Source organism: Rahnella sp. RcJ3, from assembly GCF_009498575.1.
Taxonomy (GTDB): domain Bacteria; phylum Pseudomonadota; class Gammaproteobacteria; order Enterobacterales; family Enterobacteriaceae; genus Rahnella; species Rahnella aceris.
On sequence record NZ_QSNX01000020.1, the window covers coordinates 36,518 to 61,025 of the forward strand.

Genomic DNA, 24,508 nt, shown 5'->3' on the forward strand with positions numbered 1-24,508 from the left:
TGAGGGATTAAAGCCAAAATCACTCATTGTGTACTTATTAACGTAAGTAATAACACACACGTATCGACACATACGCCGGGGTGCCTTGGGAATTCGTTCTGCAGGGTCGGTTGTATGGGATACGTGGAGGCATAACCCCAACTACTTAATAGAGGTTTTATCATGGCAACTGTTTCCATGCGCGACATGCTCAAGGCCGGTGTTCACTTCGGTCACCAAACCCGTTACTGGAACCCGAAAATGAAGCCATTCATCTTCGGCGCTCGTAACAAGGTTCACATCATCAACCTTGAGAAAACTGTTCCAATGTTCAACGAAGCTCTGGCTGAGTTGCAGAAGATCTCCTCCCGTAAAGGTAAGATCCTGTTCGTTGGTACTAAACGCGCAGCAAGCGAAGCGGTAAAAGAAGCTGCACACAACTGCGACCAGTTCTTCGTGAACCATCGCTGGTTGGGCGGCATGCTGACTAACTGGAAAACAGTTCGTCAGTCCATCAAACGTTTGAAAGATCTGGAAATTCAGTCTCAGGACGGCACCTTCGAGAAGCTGACCAAGAAAGAGGCGCTGATGCGTACTCGTGAACTGGCTAAGCTGGAAAACAGCCTGGGTGGTATCAAGGATATGGGTGGTCTTCCTGATGCTCTGTTCGTTATCGATGCTGATCACGAACACATTGCAATCAAAGAAGCTAACAACCTGGGTATCCCGGTATTCTCCATTGTTGATACCAACTCCGATCCGGATGGCGTTGACTTTGTTATCCCAGGTAACGATGACGCAATCCGTGCAGTAAATCTGTACCTGAGCGCTGTTGCTGCCACTGTTCGTGAAGGCCGTTCGCAAGATCTGGCTGTTCAGGCAGAAGAAAGCTTCGTAGAAGCTGAATAATAAGGCAAGCTCAGCAGAGCCCTTATTAACCAGGTATTGAAATATGTTGGTTAGGGGGCCTTTATTGGCCCCCTTTGCTTATCTTAAATGCGAGAAATATCTCACCGCAAAAACCCTTTTTGCACTGAGATAATCGAGGAAAATACAATGGCTGATATTACCGCTGCCCTGGTAAAAGAACTGCGCGAACGTACTGGCGCTGGCATGATGGATTGTAAGAAAGCTCTGGTTGAAGCTAACGGCGACATCGAGCTGGCAATTGAAAACATGCGTAAATCTGGCGCGATCAAAGCGGCGAAAAAAGCAGGCAACGTAGCTGCTGACGGCGTGATCAAAACCAAAATCGAAGGTAACTTCGGCGTGATTCTGGAAGTTAACTGCCAGACTGACTTCGTGGCTAAAGATGCTGGTTTCCAGGCTTTCGCTGACAAAGTACTGGACGCTGCTGTTGCAGGCAAAGTGACTGACGTTGAAGTCCTGAAAGCTCAGTTCGAAGAAGAACGTATTCAGCTGGTTGCTAAAATCGGTGAGAACATCAACATTCGCCGCGTTCAAATCCTTGAAGGCGACGTGTTGGGCAGCTACCTGCACGGCGCTCGTATCGGCGTTCTGATTGCTGCTAAAGGCGCTGATGAAGAACTGGTTAAGCAAATTGCTATGCACGTTGCAGCAAGCAAACCAGAATTCGTTAAGCCTGAAGATGTGTCTGCCGAAGTGGTAGAAAAAGAGTACCAGGTTCAGCTGGACATCGCGATGCAGTCTGGCAAGCCAAAAGAGATTGCAGAGAAAATGGTTGAAGGCCGCATGAAGAAATTCACCGGCGAAGTTTCTCTGACTGGTCAGCCTTTCGTTATCGACCCAAGCAAAACTGTGGGTCAGGTTCTGAAAGAACATAGCGCTGACGTGACTAACTTCATCCGCTTCGAAGTGGGCGAAGGTATCGAGAAAGTTGAGACTGACTTTGCTGCTGAAGTTGCAGCAATGACTAAACAGTCTTAATCAGTATCTGATACACCCTAAAATGGAACCGCTGCGAAAGGGCGGTTCCGTTTTATCCAGCCCCAAATTCCTATTACATTGTGCGTGAATGTCATTCAGACAGCGCTATGATGTAAAGACTGACTATCCATTAAGACACATTGCTTCTAGGACAGACACCATGGCTACCAATGCGAAACCCGTTTATCAACGTATCCTGCTCAAACTCAGTGGCGAAGCCCTGCAGGGTAGTGAAGGTTTTGGTATCGACGCGAGTGTATTAGATCGCATGGCTCAGGAAGTAAAAGAGCTGGTCGAACTCGGCATTCAGGTAGGTGTTGTGATCGGCGGCGGTAACTTGTTCCGTGGCGCGGGTCTGGCACAGGCGGGCATGAATCGTGTTGTAGGCGACCATATGGGTATGCTGGCGACTGTCATGAATGGCCTGGCAATGCGTGATGCATTACACCGCGCCTATGTTAACGCACGCCTGATGTCTGCAATCCCTTTGAACGGTGTTTGTGATAATTACAGCTGGGCAGAAGCCATCAGCTTGCTGCGTCATAACCGTGTGGTGATTTTCTCCGCCGGTACCGGCAATCCTTTCTTTACCACTGACTCAGCAGCGTGTCTGCGCGGGATCGAAATCGAAGCTGATGTGGTATTAAAAGCGACCAAAGTTGACGGCGTATATTCTGCCGACCCGGTGAAAAATCCGGAAGCGACACTCTACGAAACACTGACCTATCAGGAAGTGTTGGAACAGGAATTGAAAGTGATGGATCTGGCGGCCTTCACGCTGGCCCGCGATCACAATCTGCCAATTCGCGTTTTCAACATGAATAAGCCTGGTGCACTGCGTCGCGTGGTGATGGGTGAAAATGAAGGAACGCTGATTTCTAAAGCGGAGTGATCCTTCACAATTGAACATTACGTTCAGCCAGCCTCTGCTGGCATGAGTATTCACGGACTATACTGATGTTATGGTCTGCCAGGTAATCAGCTTTCAAAGGTTCACAACGTGATTAACGAAATCAAAAAAGACGCTGAAATTCGCATGGAAAAATGCGTTGAATCATTCAAAACGCATATCAGCAAAATCCGTACCGGCCGTGCATCTCCGGGCATCCTGGATGGCATCATGGTGGAATACTACGGTTCAGCAACGCCTCTGCGTCAGCTGGCACAGGTGACGGTGGAAGATTCCCGTACTCTGGCAATCTCTGTTTTTGACCGCTCTATCAGCGCTGCTGTTGAAAAAGCGATCATGACCTCTGATTTGGGTCTGAACCCGTCTTCTGCAGGCGCGACAATTCGTGTTCCATTGCCAGCGCTGACCGAAGAACGTCGTAAAGACTTGATCAAAGTGGTGCGTGGCGAAGCAGAGCAGGGCCGTGTCTCTGTCCGTAACGTCCGCCGCGATGCGAACGATAAAACCAAAGCACTGTTGAAAGATAAAGAAATCAGCGAAGACGAAGATCGCCGTTCCCAGGACGATATTCAGAAACTGACTGATATTTTCATCAAGAAAATCGACGTTGCTCTGAGCGAGAAAGAAGCCGAGTTAATGGAGTTCTAATCCGGCTTGAATTTCTTCCAAAGCGCCGCAATTGCGGCGCTTTGTCTTTTATCGGGCTTTAAATTTTTTACCTGTTCGAACAATCTCATGGACAAGCCAGATAAGAGGTTTCAGACTGTGCACTTTCCGAATTTACGAGCGCTATCCCGGGCATTTTCATGAAACAAATGACTATTCTTGGTTCGACAGGGTCTGTCGGCACCAGCACGCTTTCCGTTGTCCGGTCTAACCCTGACGATTTCTCCGTTAAAGCACTGGTTGCAGGGCGCAATGTTGACGTTATGGCGCAGCAGTGTCTTGAGTTTCACCCTGCCTATGCTTCGATGGCGGATGAATCTTCTGCCCGTGCGCTGAGAGCCATTCTGGCTGAACAGGGAAGCCGTACCGAGGTGCTTTCCGGACCCGATGCGGCGACTGAACTGGCCGCTCTTGATGATGTGGATCAGGTGATGTCGGCTATCGTGGGGGCTGCGGGCTTGTTACCGACACTTGCTGCTGTCCGCGCAGGTAAACAGGTACTTCTGGCTAACAAAGAATCGCTGGTGACCTGCGGGCGCATTTTTATGGACGCTGTCCGCCATAGTCAGTCTCAGCTATTGCCTATCGACAGTGAACATAACGCTATTTTCCAGAGTTTGCCTGAATCCATTCAAAAACAGCTGGGATATGCTTCCCTCGAAAGCCACGGGATCTCCCGCATTATTTTAACCGGATCCGGTGGCCCGTTCCGCGAACTGCCGTTGGATAAATTTCGCGATGTCACTCCTGATCAGGCTTGCGCGCATCCCAACTGGTCGATGGGGCGTAAAATTTCCGTCGACTCGGCAACCATGATGAATAAAGGGCTGGAGTATATTGAAGCCCGCTGGTTGTTTAATGCCTCTGCTGCTGAGATGGAAGTGATTATCCATCCGCAATCCGTGATCCATTCCATGGTGCGTTATTGCGATGGCAGCGTGCTGGCTCAACTTGGCTCGCCGGATATGCGTACCCCAATTGCGCATGCCATGGCATATCCGCACAGAGTCAGAACTGACGTCGAAGCGTTGGATTTTTGTAAAATGGGTGCGATGACTTTCAGTGCACCGGATTACGCACGTTATCCTTGTTTGCAATTGGCTATCGAAGCCAGCAACACCGGGCAGGCAGCGACGACGGCACTGAATGCCGCGAATGAAATTTCGGTGGCCGCGTTCCTCAATGGTGAGATTCGTTTTACTGACATTGCTGGCCTGAATCGTCAGGTGATGGAGCAGTTAGTGAGCGCTGAACCTGATTCTGTTGAGGAAGTGTTGGAGATCGACGCGCAGGCGAGAGCCAGTGCACGTGAGAAACTTCATACATTTGCGCTATAAGGCTGTTTTTGTACTTATGCAGCAGTTTGTTAGCATCACATTGAAATGGTATAGTCTGCGCCACACTGACAGTAGATTTGGCTTTTCAGGGCCTGAGTGTTAAAGGTGGAATCGGTGATCTGTCAGTGTAAGCCGTGCCTGCAAGGGGGACACGGCTTTTTTGCGCGTGTAGTCGCACCAGCGACAGAAAGGTGTGCCGCCAGCTAACTGTTGTGGCGTCGTCAGCCAGAAGAATGTTATGCCAGCCAGAAAGCCGCTGTGTTCTGATAAAAGGAAATGAGTACGCGTTATGTCCCTCGAAAATCAACAGATGTCTGATATGTATTGCTCTCAACCTCGCCATGTTGCCATTATCATGGACGGTAACGGACGCTGGGCAAAACGTCAGGGTAAAATGAGGGTATTCGGTCATAAAGCGGGAGTGAAGTCGGTGCGCAAAGCGGTAAGTTTTGCTGCCAGTCATCACCTTGATGCACTCACGCTTTATGCCTTTAGTAGTGAAAACTGGAATCGTCCGGCCCAGGAAGTCTCCGCATTGATGGAGTTGTTCGTCCGTGCATTAGACAGTGAAGTCAAAAGCTTGCATAAACATAATGTCAGGCTTCGGGTCATTGGCGACGTCAGTCGCTTTAGTGCTCGTCTGCAGGAACGCATTCGTCGTTCAGAAACAATGACTCAAAATAACGACGGTCTTACCCTGAACATTGCCGCGAATTACGGTGGCCGATGGGATATTATTCAAGGCGTTAAGACTCTGGCGGGTCAGGTTGAAGCCGGCACGCTGCGGGCAGAACAGATTACAGAAGAATTGCTGAATTCAGCGGTCTGTATGAGCGAACTGGCACCCGTCGATTTGGTGATCAGAACCGGTGGGGAACATAGGATCAGTAACTTTTTGCTGTGGCAAATTGCCTACGCGGAGCTCTACTTTACCGATGTCCTCTGGCCTGATTTTGATGAAAATACCTTTGAAGGTGCGCTGACTGCTTTTGCACAACGCGAGCGCCGCTTCGGGGGGACTACACCTATCGGCGCCAATGCGTCCTAGGGAGAACATTTGCTGAAGTATCGCATTATCACAGCTCTGATTTTAATACCGATTGTTATTGCAGCACTCTTTTTATTACCGCCTGTCGGTTTTGCCATCGTGACGTTAGTTGTGTGCATGCTGGCAGCGTGGGAGTGGGGGCAACTGGCCGGTTTTGCAAGCCGTAATCAGCGCATCTGGCTGGCTATATTATGTGGTTTCCTGCTGGCAGCGATGATGCTGAGCATACCTGCTTACCAGCAAAGCGTGCATCTGTTGCAAGTCGGAGGCTCATTATGGGCTGCGCTTGCGTGGTGGTGTCTGGCATTGGTGCTGGTGGTTGGATATCCTGCTTCGGCAGCCTTCTGGCGCCATTCCCGTGTGCTGCGCTTAGTCTTTGGCATACTGACTATTGTGCCGTTTTTCTGGGGTATGGTCGCACTGCGCCAATACGGTTATGCAGAAAATCATCATACTGGCGCATGGTGGTTGTTATATGTGATGCTACTGGTCTGGGGGGCAGACTCCGGCGCTTACCTGTTTGGTAAATTATTTGGTAAGCATAAACTGGCGCCTAAAGTATCCCCGGGGAAAACCTGGGAAGGGTTTGCTGGCGGTCTTCTGACTTCAGCCCTCATAGCCTGGCTATTTGGCCGCTATGCACCACTTGATGTGGTACCGTCGACCTTATTGATTTGTTCCGTTGTTGCCGCGCTGGCTTCTGTGCTGGGCGACCTGACGGAAAGTATGTTTAAACGCGAGGCAGGGATCAAAGACAGTGGTCATATGATCCCTGGTCACGGCGGAATACTGGATCGTATCGACAGCCTGACGGCTGCGGTGCCTGTATTCGCCTGTCTGATGCTGTTAGTGTATTAATCCGTCTGTGACGGTGAAGTTTCCTAAGGAATAGTTAGACATATGATGAACATACTCTGGAGCCTGGCCGCCTTTATCGTCGCATTGGGGGTGCTTATCACCGTGCACGAGTTCGGCCATTTCTGGGTTGCTCGTCGTTGTGGTGTGCGTGTCGAACGTTTTTCTGTCGGTTTTGGACGCGCGCTATGGCGCCGGACTGACCGTCAGGGAACAGAGTATGTTCTGGCCATCATTCCTCTCGGAGGCTACGTTAAGATGCTCGACGAGCGCGTCGAGGCTGTAGCGCCTGAATTCCGCCACCAATCTTTCAATAACAAAAAAATCTGGCAGCGCGCTGCTATCATCAGCGCCGGGCCGATCGCCAATTTCATTTTTGCTGTTTTTGCTTACTGGCTGATCTTCGTCATCGGCGTGCCGAGCGTGCGTCCTGTCGTGGCAAATGTCACTGCAAATTCAATTGCCGCACAATCCAATATTTCACCCGGAATGGAACTAAAATCTGTTGCGGGTATCGAAACGCCTGATTGGGATTCAGTTCGTATGGCGTTAGTCGGCGAAATTGGTGATGATCAAACGACGGTTGATGTGGCGCAATTTGGCTCGTCCCAGGTCGTTGAGAAAACTCTGGATTTGCGTCAATGGCAGTTTGATCCTGAAAAGCAGGATCCGGTGGTGTCTCTGGGTATGATTCCCAGAGGGCCGCAGATAGAATCTGTTCTGCAGGAGGTGCAGCCAGATTCAGCCGCGCAAAAGGCGGGTTTGCAAGCCGGGGACAGGATCGTTAAAGTCGATGGTCAGATTCTGGAAAGCTGGCAGTCGTTTGTCATACAGGTACGTGACAATCCGGGTAAACCAATTGCACTGGAAGTTGAGCGGGCGGGGAATCCCGTCGCGTTAACACTGACGCCGGACACGAAGTCCGCAGGTAAAGGCAAGATACAGGGTTTTGCTGGTGTGGTACCGAAAGTGATACCGCTGCCTGATGAATATAAAACAATCCGTCAGTATGGCCCGTTTGTGGCGTTTTATGAGGCCGGGGATAAAACCTGGCAACTGATGAAACTCACAGTGAGCATGCTGGGTAAGTTAATTACCGGAGATGTGAAGCTGAACAATCTGAGTGGCCCAATATCCATCGCACAGGGCGCAGGAATGTCAGCTGAATATGGTTTGGTGTCTTACCTCACGTTTTTGGCACTCATTAGTGTCAATCTGGGGATCATCAACCTCTTCCCATTACCGGTATTAGATGGTGGACACCTGCTGTTTCTCGCAATAGAAAAGCTTAAAGGTGGGCCAGTTTCCGAGCGAGTTCAGGACTTCAGTTACCGCATTGGTTCAGTTTTGCTGGTGTTGTTGATGGGGCTTGCACTTTTCAATGATTTCTCCCGTCTTTAAGGCCGGAGATTAGGTTAGGAAGAACGCATAACAACGATGGCGATCAAAAAGTTGCTCATAGCGTCGCTGCTGTTTGGCAGCGCCACCGTATACGGTGCAGACGGTTTCGTAGTGAAAGATATTCATTTCGAAGGCCTGCAGCGAGTTGCCGTCGGTGCGGCGTTACTCAATATGCCGGTTCGCGTCGGTGATACGGTGACTGACGATGATATCAGTAATACCATTCGTGCATTGTTTGCCACTGGCAACTTCGAGGATGTTCGTGTCCTGCGCGATGGAAATTCTCTGATTGTTCAGGTCAAAGAACGTCCAACTATTGCCAGCATTACTTTCTCCGGTAACAAATCGGTGAAAGATGACATGCTGAAGCAAAACCTGGAGGCCTCTGGCGTCCGTGTTGGCGAAGCCCTTGACCGTACAACCATCGGCAGCATCGAGAAAGGTCTCGAAGACTTCTATTACAGCGTCGGTAAATACAGTGCATCGGTAAAAGCGGTTGTGACCCCTTTGCCACGTAACCGTGTTGATCTGAAGCTGGTCTTCACCGAAGGTGTTTCTGCCAAAATTCAGCAGATCAACATTGTTGGTAACCATGCCTTTACGACCGATGATCTGATTTCACGCTTCCAGCTGCGTGATGAAGTGCCATGGTGGAACGTGGTCGGTGACCGTAAATATCAGAAACAAAAACTCGCGGGTGACCTTGAAACCCTGCGTAGTTTCTATCTGGATCGCGGTTATGCCCGTTTCAACATTGATTCGACTCAGGTCAGCCTGACGCCGGACAAAAAAGGCATCTACATTACGCTGAACATCACAGAAGGTGAGCAATACAAACTTTCTGGCGTTGAAGTGACTGGCAGCATGGCGGGTCACTCAGCAGAAGTTCAAAGCCTGACTAAAATTGATAAAGGCGAGCTGTATAACGGCGCCAAAGTCACCAAAATGGAAAACGACATCAAGCAGATGCTGGGTCGTTATGGCTATGCCTATCCGCGTGTGACTACACAGCCAGAAATTAATGATGCAGACAAGACCGTCAAACTGCATATCAACGTTGATGCGGGGAACCGTTTCTATGTACGTCATATCCGTTTTGAAGGTAATGACACCAGTAAGGACAGCGTACTGCGCCGTGAAATGCGTCAGATGGAAGGTGCCTGGTTGGGCAACGATCTGGTCGATAAAGGTAAAGAGCGTCTGAACCGTCTGGGTTATTTCGAAACGGTTGATGTTGATACGCAGCGTGTTCCAGGTTCGCCTGATCAGGTTGATGTTGTCTACAAAGTGAAAGAACGTAACACCGGTAGCTTCAACTTTGGTGTGGGTTACGGTACTGAGAGTGGTGTCAGCTTCCAGGTGGGTGTCCAGCAGGATAACTGGCTGGGTACGGGTAATTCTGTTGGCATCAGCGGTACTAAAAACGATTACCAGACATATGCAGAATTCACTATCACTGACCCTTACTTCACCGTTGATGGCGTAAGTCTGGGTGGTCGTATCTTCTATAACGACTTCAAAGCTGATGATGCGGACCTGTCCAGCTATACCAACAGAAGTTATGGTATTGGCGGTAATCTTGGTTTCCCAATCAATGAAAATAACTCATTGCGCCTGGGTCTGGATTACGTACACAACGATCTGTCCAATATGGAACCACAGATCGCTATGTTCCGTTATCTGAACTCTGTTGGGCTGAAACCGCCGGTGACCACCAGTGACAATGCTGATGCTGACTTTAGTGCGAATGATTTCTTCGCCAACCTCGGCTGGGGTTATAACAATCTCGACCGTGGCTACTTCCCGACATCTGGGACGAAAGCCAGTCTGAACGGTAAAGTAACCGTTCCGGGTTCTGATAACGAATATTATAAAATTACATTTGATTCAACCAGTTATATGCCGCTAAATCAGGATCGTGACTGGGTGCTGATGGGCCGTGCGCGTGCAGGTTACGCAGACGGTCTTGGCGGTAAAGAAGTGCCGTTCTACGACAACTTCTATGCCGGTGGTTCAAGCAGTGTTCGTGGTTTCCAGTCGAACACCATTGGTCCAAAAGCGGCATACTACAAATGTACTACGGCTAACACATCTTACAGCGGCTGTCCGATTGATAACTCAAACGACGCAGTTGGCGGTAACGCAATGGCAGTATTGAGTGCTGAACTGATTGTTCCGACTCCATTTGTTAGCGAGAAATACGCTAACTCATTGCGTACTTCCCTGTTCGTGGACAGCGGTACTGTTTGGGATACAGGTTGGGAAAACACCCCGCAGACTATTGCGGCAGGCGTTCCTGATTACAGTAAACCAGGTAACATTCGTGTTTCTTCGGGTCTTGCGTTGCAGTGGATGTCTCCACTTGGACCATTGGTCTTCTCCTACGCACAACCGGTCAAGAAATATGAAGGCGATAAGGCAGAACAGTTCCAGTTTAACATTGGTAAAACCTGGTAACGTTCTGTCCGGGCAGAAGTTGTCCAGCAGAATCGCAATGGCCTGATGATAAATCTCATACACGGGTTTCGGCCCGTGTATTGTTTTCATGTCAGGTGTTTTGTGTAATTTAATGTGCCATATGGCACAACGGGTGATGGAAGGAGTTTATAGTGAAAAAGTGGTTATATGCTGCAGGCCTCGGTTTAGTTATGGCTTCTTCAGCTAGCGTTCAGGCTGCTGATAAAATTGCTATCGTTAACGTAGCAAGTATTTTCCAACAAATGCCTGCTCGTGAAGCTGTAGCAAAACAGCTGGAAAACGAGTTCAAAAGCCGTGCGACAGATTTGCAATCTCAGGAACGTGATCTGCAAACCAAAATGCAACGTCTGCAACGCGATGGCTCTACAATGAAAGCCAGCGACCGTTCTAAACTTGAAAAAGACGTAATGGCTCAGCGTGAAGCATTCTCTGCAAAAGCGCAGCAATTCGACCAGGACAACCGTCGTCGTCAGGGCGAAGAGCGCAACAAAATCCTGAGCCGTATTCAGGACGCTGTGAAAACTGTAGCAAGTAAAGAAGGTTATGACGTTGTTATCGATGCTAATGCCATTGCATATGCTGACAATAGCAAAGACATTACTGCTGATGTGCTGAAACAGGTTAAATAAACATGTCTTCAATTCGACTGGCTGATCTCGCACAGCAGTTGGATGCACAATTGCACGGTGATGGCGAAATTGCCATCACCGGCGTTGCTTCAATGCATTCCGCACACTCTGAGCAAATCACGTTTTTATCAAACAGCCGTTACCGTGAACAGTTGGCTTCCTGCAATGCAGGCGCCGTAGTGTTGACCGAAGCGGATCTGCCATTTTGCCCTACAGCGGCATTAGTGGTTAAAAACCCTTACCTGACGTATGCGCGGATGGCGCAATTGCTGGATACCACGCCAGCACCGGCAGTGGATATCGCGGCGAGTGCGGTGATTTCAGACAGTGCAACATTAGGTAAGAATGTCTCGGTTGGCGCAAATGCAGTCATCGAATCAGGCGTTGTATTGGGTGACAATGTTGTCATCGGTGCAGGCTGTTTTATCGGTAAAGAGGCAAAAATAGGCGCTGGCACACGGTTGTGGGCCAATGTTTCTATTTATCACCGCGTTGAAATCGGCGAGCAGTGCTTGATTCAGTCAGGTACTGTGATCGGCGCTGATGGTTTTGGTTATGCCAATGATCGTGGTAATTGGGTTAAAATCCCACAGTTAGGTACTGTCATTATCGGTGACCGTGTTGAAATCGGTGCCTGTACCACTATTGACCGTGGCGCACTGGATGACACTATCATTAGCAATGGCGTCATCATTGATAACCAATGTCAGATTGCACACAACGTCGTGATTGGAGACAATACGGCGGTCGCTGGCGGTGTTATTATGGCCGGTAGTCTGAAAATTGGACGCTACTGCCAGATCGGCGGAGCCAGTGTTATCAATGGTCACATGGAAATCTGTGATCAGGCCGTAGTGACGGGAATGGGAATGGTAATGCGACCAATCACTGAACCTGGGGTATACTCCTCCGGTATCCCGTTACAACCGAATAAAGTTTGGCGTAAGACGGCTGCATTGGTAATGAATATCGACGAGATGAATAAACGCCTCAAAGCTGTCGAGCGTAAAATCGAAAAAGATTAATTACCACCTACGGTGCTGCTTTGTGTTCCCTTCGTTGAGTGAACCTGCGACATACGTTCCTATTTGCGGCCTGCCTGATGACCTTCTTTTGGGGTCTGGCAGGCCGTGTTATTGATGCCATCAGTTTTTATAGACAGGAAGAGTATTTTGACTACTGACACTCATACTCTGCATATTGAAGAGATACTGGATTTACTGCCACACCGTTACCCGTTCTTGCTGGTTGATCGCGTGTTGGATTTTGAGAAAGGGAAATTTTTGCGCGCTGTGAAAAACGTTTCTTTTAACGAACCGTTCTTCCAGGGCCATTTCCCGGGTAAACCGATTTTCCCGGGCGTTTTGATTCTGGAAGCAATGGCTCAGGCCACCGGCATTCTGGCATTTAAAAGCGTTGGAAAACTGGAACCTGGCGAATTGTATTATTTTGCAGCAATCGACGATGCACGCTTTAAACGTCCGGTCCTGCCGGGTGACCAGATGGTTCTGGAAGTTGAATTCATTAAAGAGCGTCGTGGCGTTGCTCGTTTCAAAGGTGTCGCGAAAGTCGATGGCGAGATCGCTTGCGAGGCATCAATGATGTGCGCCCGCCGCCGGGAGTCTTAATACATGATTGATAAAACCGCCTTTATTCATCCAAGCGCTATTGTTGAAGACGGTGCTGTTATCGGTGCCAGAGTTCATATCGGTCCTTTCTGCTACGTGGGTTCCCAGGTAGAAATTGGTGAAGGCACCGAGCTTAAATCACACGTAGTTCTTAATGGCGTGACCAAAATTGGTCGCGATAACCGCATCTTTCAGTTCGTTTCCATTGGTGAAATTAACCAGGATCTGAAATATGCCGGTGAACCAACACGCGTTGAGGTCGGCGATCGCAACAATATTCGTGAGAGCGTTACCATTCATCGTGGTACCGTTCAGGGCGGTGGTCTGACAAAAGTGGGTAGTGATAACCTGTTGATGGTTAACGCACATATTGCCCACGATTGTGTCATTGGGAATCGCTGTATTCTGGCGAACAACGCGACCCTCGGTGGTCACGTTGAGGTTGATGATTTCGCGATCATTGGCGGCATGACGGCAGTGCATCAGTTCTGTATTATCGGTGCGCATGTGATGGTGGGTGGATGTTCCGGGGTTGCTCAGGATGTTCCTCCGTTTGTCATTGCGCAAGGTAACCATGCGACACCTTTCGGCATCAATATCGAAGGGCTTAAGCGACGTGGTTTCGAAAAAGCCGATCTGCACGCTATTCGCAATGCTTATAAGTTACTGTACCGCAGCGGTAAAACGCTGGAAGAAGCACAACCGGAAATCGCTGCTATCGCGGCTGAATTCCCGAAAGCTAAACCTTTCAGTGATTTCTTTGACCGCTCAACGCGCGGTATTATTCGCTGATCTGCGCTACGGAAAACAATGCAAAAGCCTGTTCTGACAATTGGCCTGGTGGCCGGTGAAACGTCCGGTGACATTCTTGGCGCCGGGCTGATTCGAGCCTTGAAGAAGCATCATCCTGATGCCCGTTTTGTGGGTGTCGCGGGTCCGCTGATGCAGGCGGAAGGATGCGAAGCCTGGTACGAGATGGAAGAACTGGCGGTAATGGGCGTGGTGGAAGTTCTTGAACGGCTGCCACGCTTGTTGAAAATCCGCAAAGATCTGACCCGTCGTTTTAGCGAACTGAAGCCTGATGTGTTCGTGGGCATTGATGCTCCTGACTTCAACATCACGCTTGAAGGTCGTTTGAAGCAGCGCGGTCTGCGTACTATTCACTATGTCAGCCCGTCTGTCTGGGCCTGGCGTCAAAAACGTGTTTTCAAAATCGGCAAGGCAACGGATCTGGTTTTGGCATTCCTGCCTTTCGAAAAAGCGTTTTATGACAAATTCAATGTTCCCTGTCGTTTCATTGGTCATACGATGGCCGATGCGATGCCGCTGCATCCTGATAAACAGGCTGCACGTTTGTCACTCGGTATTCCTGAAGATGTGCATTGCCTTGCTTTGCTGCCGGGAAGTCGTCACGCTGAAGTGGAAATGCTCAGCGCGGATTTTCTGAAAACAGCTTTGCAGCTACGACAGACTTATCCTGATTTACATGTCGTTGTGCCCCTGGTGAATGCCAAACGTCGCGAGCAGTTTGAACGGATCAAGGCTGAAATAGCCCCTGATCTTCCTGCGCATTTGCTCGATGGGAAAGGTCGGGAAGCGATGATCGCCAGTGATGCCGCTTTACTGGCATCGGGAACGGCAGCGCTGGAATGTATGCTGGCAAAATGCCCGATGGTTGTGGGTTATCGTATGAAGCCTTTCACTTTCTGGCTGGCGGAACGTCTGGTGAAAACGCCCTATGTTTCATTGCCAAATCTGCTGGCACGGCGGGAAATTGTCACCGAATTACTGCAAACCGAATGTGTACCTGACAAACTTTCTGCTGCGTTGCTGCCTTTATTGGCTGGTGGTGAGAAAAGCCGGGAACTGCGTGAGACGTTCCTGGAACTGCATGAAAGTATCCGCCGTGACGCAGACGAACAGGCTGCTCAGGCTGTCATGGAGCTGGCAAAGCGATGAGTGATGTATTTATCTATCCACAAGCTGTCTGTATTGCAGGCGTGGATGAAGTGGGGCGTGGTCCTTTAGTGGGGGCAGTCGTCACCGCTGCTGTGATTCTTGATCCTGCTAACCCGATTGCCGGGCTGGCAGATTCCAAGAAACTCTCTGAAAAGCGCCGTGAGGCGTTATACATCGAAATCAAAGAGAAAGCGCTGGCCTGGAGTCTCGGGCGCGCTGAACCGCATGAAATTGATGAACTGAATATTTTGCATGCCACCATGCTGGCAATGCAAAGAGCCGTTGCCGGTTTGTGTATTACGCCTGATATGGTGCTGATTGACGGCAATCGCTGCCCTAAACTTCCGATGGCTTCACAGGCGATAGTGAAAGGGGACAGCAAAGTCGCTGAAATTAGCGCAGCCTCAATTTTGGCTAAAGTCACCCGCGACCGCGAAATGGTTGAACTGGATCTTCAGTTCCCTGAATATGGTTTTGCGAAGCACAAAGGCTATCCGACGCCGGTGCATCTTGAAAGTCTTGCCCGTCTTGGAGCCACTACACACCACCGTCGAAGTTTTTCACCGGTGAAACGCGCGCTCGGACTGGCATAACGCGTCATTTGTTCCTGCCCGTTTTTATTGCTAAAAAAGACGGGCACACAAACCTTTAATTCACTCATTTCTGGACTCTGGATATGGCCGAACCTCGTTTTATTCATCTGCGTGTACATAGCGACTATTCCATGGTGGATGGGCTTGCGAAGGTCGGTCCGCTGGTGAAATGCGCAGCGTCACTCGGCATGCCTGCTCTGGCGATTACCGATTTCACTAACTTGTGCGGACTGGTTAAATTTTACGGTGCGGCACATGGCGCAGGTGTAAAACCGATTATCGGTGCAGACCTGAATGTCCAAAGCGAAATTCTGGGTGATGAACTGGCCCAACTGACTGTTCTGGCGATGAATAATCAGGGTTACCAGAACCTGACATTATTGATTTCCAGAGCATATCAGCGCGGTTACGGCGCAGCCGGGCCGATCGTCGACCTCGAATGGCTGGCAGAACTCAATGAAGGTTTGATCCTGCTTTCCGGCGCGAGAATGGGTGATGTCGGTAAGTTTCTGACCCGCGGAAATGATTTGCAAGTCAGTCAGTGCCTGGATTTCTACCAGCAGTATTTCCCTGATCGCTATTATCTCGAATTGATCCGTACCGGTCGGGCAGAAGAAGAAAACTATCTGCATGCGGCGGTCGCACTGGCGACAGAACGCGGTTTGCCGGTGGTGGCAACCAACGACGTGCGCTTTATGGTGCCGGCCGACTTTGATGCCCATGAGATTCGTGTTGCGATCCACGATGGCTTTACACTGGATGATCCTAAACGTCCGCGCAATTACACTTCACAGCAATATATGCGCAGTGAAGATGAAATGTGCGAGCTGTTCGAGGATTTGCCTGAAGCTCTGCAAAACAGCGTGGAAATCGCCAAACGCTGTAATGTCACCATCCGTCTGGGCGAATATTTTCTACCGCAGTTCCCTACCGGTGACATGACCACTGAAGATTTTCTGGTCGAAAAATCAAAAATCGGGCTGGAAGAGCGCCTTGAGTTTTTATTCCCGGATCCGGAAGTTCGTGCACAAAGACGCCCTGAATATGACGAGCGTCTGGACATCGAACTTAAAGTTATCAACCAGATGGGTTTCCCCGGTTACTTCCTGATCGTAATGGAATTCATCCAGTGGTCGAAAGATAACAGCGTGCCTGTCGGGCCGGGGCGTGGTTCCGGTGCGGGTTCTCTGGTGGCGTATGCCCTGAAAATCACCGATCTGGATCCGCTCGAGTTTGACCTGCTGTTCGAACGTTTCCTTAACCCTGAACGTGTTTCCATGCCCGACTTTGACGTCGACTTCTGCATGGAAAAACGCGACCGGGTTATCGATCACGTTTCAGAAATGTATGGCCGCGAAGCGGTCTCGCAGATCATCACCTTCGGTACCATGGCGGCCAAAGCGGTGATCCGCGATGTGGGGCGTGTTCTGGGCCATCCTTACGGTTTCGTTGACCGCATTTCCAAACTGGTGCCTCCTGATCCGGGGATGACGCTTGAAAAAGCATTTGCCGCTGAGCCGCAGTTGCCAGAGATTTACGAGGCTGACGAAGAAGTTAAGTCGCTGATCGATATGGCGCGTCAGCTGGAAGGTGTAACCCGTAATGCCGGTAAACATGCCGGTGGTGTGGTGATTGCGCCGACCAAAATCACTGATTTCGCGCCGCTTTATTGTGACGCAGAAGGTAATCACCCGGTCACGCAGTTCGATAAAAATGACGTGGAATACGCGGGTCTGGTGAAGTTCGACTTCCTCGGTCTGCGTACGCTGACCATCATCGATTGGGCGCTGGAGATGATCAACGCCCGCCGCGCGAAAGCCGGTGAGGCACCGCTGGATATTGCGGCCATCCCGCTGGATGATAAAAAAAGCTTCGACATGCTGCAACGCTCGGAAACCACGGCGGTATTCCAGCTTGAATCCCGCGGCATGAAAGATTTGATCAAACGTCTGAAGCCCGACAGCTTCGAAGATATGATCGCACTGGTCGCGCTGTTCCGCCCTGGGCCATTGCAGTCCGGCATGGTGGATAACTTTATTGACCGTAAACATGGTCGTGAAGAGATTTCTTATCCGGATATCCAGTGGCAGCATGAATCCCTGAAACCTGTGCTGGAGCCGACATACGGCATCATCCTGTATCAGGAACAGGTTATGCAGATTGCGCAGGTTCTGGCCGGTTACTCGCTGGGTGGTGCAGACATGCTCCGCCGTGCAATGGGTAAGAAAAACCCGGTGGAGATGGCCAAGCAGCGCGGTGGTTTTGAAGAGGGGGCCAAATCTCGGGGTATTGACGGCGAACTGGCGATTAAAATCTTTGACCTGGTAGAGAAATTTGCCGGTTACGGTTTTAACAAATCTCACTCGGCGGCTTACGCTTTGGTCTCGTATCAGACGCTGTGGCTGAAAGCGCACTATCCTGCGGAGTTCATGGCGGCGGTAATGACGGCTGATATGGATAATACCGAGAAAGTGGTCGGGCTGGTGGATGAATGCTGGCGTATGGGGCTGAAGATTTTACCGCCTGATATCAACAGCGGTCTGTATCATTTCCACGTGAATGATGAAGGCGAAATTGTTTACGGCATCGGCGCGATTAAAGGCGTGGGTGAAGGTCCGATTGAAGCCATTATTGAAGCGCGTAACGAAGGCGGCTATTTCAAAGAACTGTTTGATCTCTGCGCGCGTGCTGACGTCAAAAAACTGAACAAACGTATTCTCGAGAAGCTGATCATGTCCGGGGCGTTTGACCGCCTGGGACCACACCGTGCCGCGTTGATGAGTTCCCTAAGCGACGCATTGAAAGCCGCTGATCAACATGCCAAAGCCGAGGCGATTGGTCAGGTTGATATGTTTGGTGTGCTTGCAGAAGCACCTGAGCAGGTTGAGAAATCTTACGCGAATGTGATGCCATGGCCGGAACAAACTGTTCTGGATGGCGAACGTGAGACGCTCGGCTTGTATCTGACCGGCCATCCGATCACACAATATTTGAAAGAAATTGAACGTTATGGCGGCGGCCAGCGTTTAAAAGATATGCATCCGACGGAACGGGGCAAAATGACCGTCGCAGTGGGGCTGGTCCTCGCTGCGCGTGTCATGGTCACCAAGCGGGGTAACCGCATTGGGATCTGTACACTTGATGACCGTTCCGGTCGTCTGGAAGTGATGTTGTTCACCGAAGCGTTGGAAAAATTCCAGCATTTATTGGAAAAAGACCGTATCCTTATCGCCACAGGACAGGTCAGCTTTGATGACTTCAGTGGCGGGCTTAAAATGATGGCCCGCGATGTAATGGACATCAGTGAAGCACGGGAAAAATATGCTCGCGGTCTTGCTATCTCGCTGACTGACAGGCAAATTGATGACCAGCTTTTGAACCGTCTCCGCCAATCGTTGGAACCACATCGATCGGGGACGATACCAGTGCATCTGTATTACCAACGAGAAAACGCAAGAGCCCGGCTACGATTCGGGGCGTCATGGCGTGTTACGCCAACGGACAAACTGTTGCTGGATTTGCGAGGCCTGGTCGGTACTGAGCAGGTGGAACTGGAATTTGACTAAAATAGGAATGCTATGAGTCTGAATTTTCTTGATTTTGAACAGCCGATTGCGGAACTGGAAGCGAAAATTGACTCGCTGACTGCAGTCAGCCGTCAAGACGAAAAATTAGATATTAATCTGGACGAAGAAGTTGCACGCTTGCGCGAGAAAAGCGTTGAACTGACCCGTAAGATTTTCTCTGATCTGGGTGCCTGGCAAATTGCCCAACTGGCACGCCATCCTCGTCGTCCTTATACGCTTGATTACATCAAACATATCTTTACCGATTTTGATGAACTGGCGGGTGATCGTGCATTCGCAGACGATAAAGCTATCGTTGGCGGTATTGCTCGTTTGGGCGAACGTGCCGTGATGATCATTGGTCATCAGAAAGGCCGTGAAACGAAAGAGAAAATTCGTCGTAACTTCGGCATGCCCGCCCCGGAAGGGTATCGCAAAGCGCTACGTCTGATGGAAATGGCTGAGCGTTTCAAACTGCCAATCATCACCTTCATCGACACACCGGGCGCTTATCCGGGCGTGGGCGCTGAAGAACGTGGTCAGTCTGAAGCGATCGCCCGTAACCTGCGCGAAATGTCCCGTCTGAATGTCCCGGTTATCTGCACCGTTATCGGTGAAGGTGGTTCAGGTGGTGCACTGGCGATTGGTGTGGGTGATAAAGTTAATATGCTGCAATACAGCACCTATTCGGTTATTTCGCCGGAAGGTTGTGCATCAATTCTGTGGAAGAGTGCGGATAAAGCCCCTCTGGCCGCGGAAGCGATGGGCATCATTGCACCGCGTCTGAAAGAGCTGAAACTGATCGACTCTGTGATCCCTGAGCCTTTGGGTGGCGCTCACCGTAACGTAGAAGCGATGGCTGCTTCTCTGCGTGCACAACTTGAAGCTGATCTGAGCGATCTGGATGTGCTGAGTACGGAAGAGCTGCGTAACCGTCGTTATCAGCGTCTGATGACTTACGGCTACTGCTGATCCTGAACGTGATTTTCGAAAGGCCACGCATTGCGTGGCCTTTTTTATTGTCCGTTTTCATCTATCCATCTTTCCAGCATTCTTAAATTTCCCCATTTCACTTTAAACTCAACGGTAAAGGGTACCCAGCAGGCACTAACCGTGTTTCTATAAATACCTTAGAAAATAAATAACAGAAGGATTTGTCAGATGAATATTATCGCTATCATGCGCCCGGAAGGGGCTTACTACAAAGACGAGCCGATCCGTGAACTGGATAGCGCGCTGACGCTTCTCGGATTTCAGGTCATTTATCCGCGCGATCGCGCGGATCTGCTCAAACTCATCGAAAATAATGCCCGCATTTGCGGCGCTATTTTCGACTGGGATCAGCATAGCGAAGAGCTGTGTACAGCCATTAATGAGCTGAATGAATATCTGCCGCTTTACGCTTTCATCAATACGCATTCGACGCTGGACGTCGACGTTAATGAAATGCGCATGGTGCTCTATTTCTTTGAATACGCACTGAGTGCGGCGGAGGATATTGCCAAACGCATCCGCCAGTACACCGATGAATACATCGATACCATTACACCGCCGCTGACTAAAGCGTTGTTCACCTACGTAGAAGAAGGAAAGTACACTTTCTGTACGCCGGGGCATATGGCCGGTACGGCGTTTTTAAAAAGCCCGGTAGGGACGTTGTTCTATGATTTTTTCGGGGCCAAAACGTTGAAAGCCGATGTGTCGATTTCTGTGACAGAACTTGGTTCCCTGTTGGATCACACTGGTCCGCATCTAGAGGCGGAGGAATATATCGCCCGTACTTTCGGCGCCGAGCAAAGTTATATCGTCACTAATGGCACCTCGACGGCCAATAAAATTGTCGGAATGTATGCGGCACCGGCAGGGAGTACGGTGCTGATTGACCGCAACTGTCATAAATCGCTCGCCCATCTGATGATGATGACCAATATTGTGCCGGTCTATTTGCGTCCCAATCGCAACGCGTATGGCATTCTTGGCGGGATTCCTAAGCATGAATTCACCCGCGAAAGCATCGAAGAGAAAATTGCACAGACAGAGAATGCCACCTGGCCAGTGCACGCAGTGATCACTAACTCGACTTACGACGGCTTGCTGTACAACACGGATTACATCAAAAACACACTGGATGTTCCGTCGATTCATTTCGATTCTGCATGGGTGCCATACACTAATTTCCATCCGATTTATGACGGTAAAAGCGGAATGAGCGGCGAGCGCATTCCCGGAAAAGTCATTTACGAAACGCAATCAACGCACAAACTACTGGCAGCTTTCTCACAGGCATCGATGATTCACATTAAGGGTGATTACAACGAAAGTACCTTTAATGAAGCCTATATGATGCACACCACAACATCGCCAAATTACGGCATTGTGGCTTCTGCAGAAACTGCCGCGGCGATGTTGCGCGGTAACCCCGGACGGCGTCTCATTAACCGCTCGGTTGAACGCGCGCTGCATTTCCGTAAGGAGATACAGCGGTTGCGGGAAGAAACCGAGGGCTGGTTCTTTGATATCTGGCAGCCTGAATATATTGATGAAGCCGAGTGCTGGCCGCTGAACCCCGATCAAAACTGGCACGGTTTTGCCAACGCCGATACCGATCATATGTATCTTGATCCGATCAAAGTGACGATCCTGACACCCGGAATGGATGAAACGGGTAAGCTGGAAGAACAGGGGATCCCGGCGGCGTTAGTGGCGAAATTCCTCGATGAGCGCGGCGTGGTGGTAGAAAAAACCGGTCCGTACAATCTGCTTTTCCTGTTCAGTATCGGCATTGATAAAACCAAATCCATGAGTCTGATGCGCGGCCTGACTGATTTTAAGCGCAGTTATGATCTCAATTTGCGGGTCAAGAATATGCTGCCTGATCTGTATGCGGAAGATCCTGATTTTTATCGCAATATGCGGATTCAGGATCTGGCGCAGGGGATCCACAAACTGATCGTTCGTCACGACCTGCCGCGTTTAATGTTGGAAGCATTTGATGTGCTGCCGGAAATGAAAATGACGCCGTACGAAATGTTCCAGCATCAGGTACGCGGACATATTGATGAATGCGACATTGATGAACTGGTCGGCAAAGTGTCAGCCAACATGATCCTGCCTTATCCGCCGGGTGTACCTGTGGTGATGCCGGGCGAGATGATCACGGAAGAAAGTCGGGCTGTGCTCGATTTCCTGATTATGCTTTGTTCAATAGGCGAGCGTTACCCTGGTTTTGAAACTGATATTCATGGAACGCGGCTCACAGAAGACGGGCGCTATCTGGTGAAGGTCTTAAAACTTCCGGAAGCGGGCTAGCAAACTGCCCTCTTTAGGAGGGCTTTTTATTGACGTGTTTGGCCGCCCTGAGTAACGTGCAGGTCAGAAATCAACAGGACATGACTATGCTTAATCTCCGCCAGATCCACCATATCGCCATCATTGGCTCTGATTATCAGGCCAGCAAACACTTCTACTGTGACATTCTCGGGTTCACGTTACTGGGGGAGTTTTACCGTGAGGAACGCGATTCCTGGAAAGCTGACCTGGCGCTTAATGGTCATTACACCATTGAATTATTCAGCTTTCCGCAACCGCCAGCCCGGCCAAGTCGTCCTGAGGCGTGCGGATTACGCCATCTGGCGTTCAGCGTTGAAGATATCGCACAGTCCATTTCCGCCCTCACTGAAGCCGGCATTGTCTGCGAACCGGTAAGAATTGATCCTTACACCGGCAAAAAATTTACTTTCTTCAACGATCCGGATGGCTTGCCGCTGGAACTGTACGAATCCTGATTATCCTATGAGTTCAAAACTGGCCGTGACATTTCTTTCAAAACATCTGCTCAATAAAATCGGTGATGCACGAAGACTTTGCGTTGCGTTCAGCGGCGGACTGGATTCTTCCGTACTGCTGGCCGGACTGGCTGAGTTACGCGACAAAGCGTTGCCGGATATCGAACTGCGTGCATTGCATATCCATCATGGACTAAGCCAGTTTGCAGATGACTGGGTCGCACACTGCCAGACGTTTTGTCAGCAGCGAGATATTCCTTTCTCCGTCGCTAAAGTGCAGGTAGATGCACAGGAAGGTGGGATTGAAGCGGCGGCACGAACGGCACGTTATCAGGCATTTGCTGAAAGTCTGACTGCTGGTGAAGTGTTACTGACAGCACAACACCTGAATGACCAATGCGAAACTTTCATGCTGGCGCTTAAACGTGGAAGCGGGCCTGCCGGTCTCTCGGCGATGAGCGGGGACAGTTCAACACATGGTTATCGCTTGTTAAGGCCTTTTCTGGAGCTCAGCCGTGAGCAGCTTGAAGCATACGCGAAGCAGTTAAAGCTCAGCTGGATTGAAGATGACAGTAACCGGGATGCCCGCTTTGATCGCAATTTTCTGCGACTGGATATTTTTCCCGCACTTTACCAGCGCTGGCCGCACTTTGCGCAAGCCACAGCCCGCAGCGCATCACTTTGCGCAGAGCAGGAGACGCTGCTGGATGAGTTGCTCAGTGAATCTCTCACTTCATTGACCGATGAGCAGGGCAGTCTGTCGGTTGAGAGGCTGAAGGCGTTTTCAGCCGTCAGACGCTCTGCGCTATTACGTCGCTGGCTGGCATCGCGTGGCGCAAGAATGCCTTCGCGTGAACAACTGCAGAGAATATGGGATGAGGTAGCTTTGAGCCGCGAAGATGCCCAGGCGCAGTTAGTGCTGGGGAAAATGGTAGTCCGGCGTTTCCGTGGGCGTTTGTATGTATTGCCAGAACGCCGGTCGCTTAAAGATCAAATCCTCTGCTGGGATCCGGCTGAAAAATTAACGCTACCTGACGGTCTGGGCTGTCTGATTGCCGATCATGTTCTCATCGCGCAGGGGGCTGACTGTTTGATCCGCCAGCCACGTGCTGGCGAAAAGATCACTGTGCGTTTTCAGGTGCAGGGATATATCGAAAAAGTCGGGCGGGATCGTGCGCGCCAGGCGAAAAAATTGTGGTCTGAGTTAGGTGTGCCGCCATGGGAACGAGGTCGTATCCCTTTGGTTTATTACAATGATCAATTGATGGCAGCCCCGGGTTGGTTTATTACGCGCCAGTCCCGGGCTGAAAATAATGAAGCGCAATGGCGGATCATCTGGTCGGCTGCGTAATAAACGGAAAGAACGGTTTATTTGAGGCGGATGTTATTTGCCCGGGGAGTTGTGATGCAAGTAATGGGAAGAACACTGGCAGGGATAGTGGCATCGATGCTGATCAATTTGCCTGCTCTGGCGGGGGGAAATGTGGTTGACGGGCAGTCTAAATCAGCCAGCTGCTCGGCATGTCACGGCGCAACGGGTAAAGCCATTAATTCGATTTATCCTAATCTGGCAGGGCAAAATGCAGATTATCTGGCGCTTTCACTGCATGCTTACAAGAAGGGTGAGAGAAGTGGCGGGCAGGCGGGTGTGATGCAGGCTTTTAGTGCGTCATTATCCGATCAGGATATCAGTGATTTGGCAGCGTATTACGCCAGTCTGACGTCGTTGAAATAAGATTGCTTCAGAAATGCAAACGGGCAATCCT

At 50.2% G+C, this 24,508-nt stretch carries 21 protein-coding genes; all 21 read left to right on the top strand.

Translation table 11 applies throughout. The features are described from left to right. Positions 1-162: 162 nt before the first annotated feature. The 21 genes from rpsB (at position 163) to DXU84_RS21000 (ending at position 24,477) form a co-directional block, all read left to right on the top strand. Positions 163-888, top strand: a complete 726-nt coding sequence (rpsB, locus tag DXU84_RS20900) for a 30S ribosomal protein S2 (protein ID WP_013574193.1) — start codon at positions 163-165, stop codon at positions 886-888. 147 nt (positions 889-1,035) lie between these two features. Continuing rightward, positions 1,036-1,887, top strand: coding sequence for a translation elongation factor Ts (tsf, locus tag DXU84_RS20905; RefSeq protein ID WP_013574194.1), 852 nt, complete (start codon positions 1,036-1,038; stop codon positions 1,885-1,887). A gap of 160 nt (positions 1,888-2,047) precedes the next feature. Beyond that, complete coding sequence (gene pyrH / locus DXU84_RS20910; protein WP_013574195.1) at positions 2,048-2,779, top strand: UMP kinase; 732 nt, start codon at positions 2,048-2,050, stop codon at positions 2,777-2,779. Positions 2,780-2,887: 108 nt separating this feature from the next. Beyond that, positions 2,888-3,445: a ribosome recycling factor gene (gene frr, locus DXU84_RS20915; RefSeq protein WP_013574196.1), complete on the top strand. Its 558-nt coding sequence runs from the start codon at positions 2,888-2,890 to the stop codon at positions 3,443-3,445. Positions 3,446-3,603: 158 nt separating this feature from the next. Next, positions 3,604-4,800 carry a 1-deoxy-D-xylulose-5-phosphate reductoisomerase gene (gene ispC, locus DXU84_RS20920; protein ID WP_112152492.1) on the top strand — a complete coding sequence of 399 codons (1,197 nt, stop codon included), beginning with the start codon at positions 3,604-3,606 and terminating at the stop codon, positions 4,798-4,800. Positions 4,801-5,089: 289 nt separating this feature from the next. Next, positions 5,090-5,848, top strand: coding sequence for a (2E,6E)-farnesyl-diphosphate-specific ditrans,polycis-undecaprenyl-diphosphate synthase (ispU, locus tag DXU84_RS20925; RefSeq protein WP_013574198.1), 759 nt, complete (start codon positions 5,090-5,092; stop codon positions 5,846-5,848). Positions 5,849-5,857: 9 nt separating this feature from the next. Then, positions 5,858-6,706, top strand: coding sequence for a phosphatidate cytidylyltransferase (cdsA, locus tag DXU84_RS20930; protein ID WP_013574199.1), 849 nt, complete (start codon positions 5,858-5,860; stop codon positions 6,704-6,706). Between the two features lie 42 nt (positions 6,707-6,748). Then, positions 6,749-8,104, top strand: coding sequence for a sigma E protease regulator RseP (rseP, locus tag DXU84_RS20935; RefSeq protein WP_013574200.1), 1,356 nt, complete (start codon positions 6,749-6,751; stop codon positions 8,102-8,104). Positions 8,105-8,140: 36 nt separating this feature from the next. Further along, the gene (gene bamA, locus DXU84_RS20940; RefSeq protein ID WP_013574201.1) at positions 8,141-10,561 is read left to right on the top strand and encodes an outer membrane protein assembly factor BamA; all 2,421 of its coding nucleotides are present in this window, start codon (positions 8,141-8,143) and stop codon (positions 10,559-10,561) included. A 152-nt stretch (positions 10,562-10,713) separates the two neighbouring features. Then, positions 10,714-11,211 (top strand): molecular chaperone Skp, encoded by a 498-nt coding sequence (skp, locus tag DXU84_RS20945; protein WP_013574202.1) that lies wholly within the window; start codon positions 10,714-10,716, stop codon positions 11,209-11,211. A 2-nt stretch (positions 11,212-11,213) separates the two neighbouring features. Beyond that, entirely contained in the window at positions 11,214-12,236 is a 1,023-nt protein-coding gene (lpxD, locus tag DXU84_RS20950) for a UDP-3-O-(3-hydroxymyristoyl)glucosamine N-acyltransferase (protein WP_013574203.1), read from the top strand. Positions 12,237-12,350: 114 nt separating this feature from the next. After that, positions 12,351-12,839, top strand: a complete 489-nt coding sequence (fabZ, locus tag DXU84_RS20955; protein ID WP_086935265.1) for a 3-hydroxyacyl-ACP dehydratase FabZ — start codon at positions 12,351-12,353, stop codon at positions 12,837-12,839. Positions 12,840-12,842: 3 nt separating this feature from the next. Next, positions 12,843-13,631 carry an acyl-ACP--UDP-N-acetylglucosamine O-acyltransferase gene (gene lpxA / locus DXU84_RS20960; RefSeq protein WP_013574205.1) on the top strand — a complete coding sequence of 263 codons (789 nt, stop codon included), beginning with the start codon at positions 12,843-12,845 and terminating at the stop codon, positions 13,629-13,631. An 18-nt stretch (positions 13,632-13,649) separates the two neighbouring features. After that, positions 13,650-14,798 carry a lipid-A-disaccharide synthase gene (lpxB, locus tag DXU84_RS20965; protein ID WP_037035142.1) on the top strand — a complete coding sequence of 383 codons (1,149 nt, stop codon included), beginning with the start codon at positions 13,650-13,652 and terminating at the stop codon, positions 14,796-14,798. Continuing rightward, positions 14,795-15,391: a ribonuclease HII gene (rnhB, locus tag DXU84_RS20970; RefSeq protein WP_037035141.1), complete on the top strand. Its 597-nt coding sequence runs from the start codon at positions 14,795-14,797 to the stop codon at positions 15,389-15,391. Before lpxB ends, rnhB begins: the two co-directional genes overlap by 4 nt. A gap of 83 nt (positions 15,392-15,474) precedes the next feature. Further along, a complete protein-coding gene (gene dnaE, locus DXU84_RS20975) occupies positions 15,475-18,957 on the top strand; it encodes a DNA polymerase III subunit alpha (RefSeq protein WP_153376606.1) in 3,483 nt (1,160 codons plus the stop codon). A 12-nt stretch (positions 18,958-18,969) separates the two neighbouring features. Continuing rightward, positions 18,970-19,929, top strand: coding sequence for an acetyl-CoA carboxylase carboxyl transferase subunit alpha (gene accA, locus DXU84_RS20980; protein WP_013574209.1), 960 nt, complete (start codon positions 18,970-18,972; stop codon positions 19,927-19,929). Between the two features lie 189 nt (positions 19,930-20,118). Beyond that, positions 20,119-22,266, top strand: a complete 2,148-nt coding sequence (locus DXU84_RS20985; protein WP_015689430.1) for a lysine decarboxylase LdcC — start codon at positions 20,119-20,121, stop codon at positions 22,264-22,266. Between the two features lie 86 nt (positions 22,267-22,352). Further along, positions 22,353-22,742 carry a VOC family protein gene (locus DXU84_RS20990; RefSeq protein WP_015689431.1) on the top strand — a complete coding sequence of 130 codons (390 nt, stop codon included), beginning with the start codon at positions 22,353-22,355 and terminating at the stop codon, positions 22,740-22,742. A gap of 7 nt (positions 22,743-22,749) precedes the next feature. Further along, on the top strand, positions 22,750-24,093 hold the full coding sequence (tilS, locus tag DXU84_RS20995; protein ID WP_153376607.1) for a tRNA lysidine(34) synthetase TilS: 1,344 nt from the start codon (positions 22,750-22,752) through the stop codon (positions 24,091-24,093). A 54-nt stretch (positions 24,094-24,147) separates the two neighbouring features. Then, positions 24,148-24,477 (top strand): cytochrome c, encoded by a 330-nt coding sequence (locus DXU84_RS21000; RefSeq protein ID WP_037035138.1) that lies wholly within the window; start codon positions 24,148-24,150, stop codon positions 24,475-24,477. The last annotated feature ends 31 nt before the right edge of the window (positions 24,478-24,508 follow it).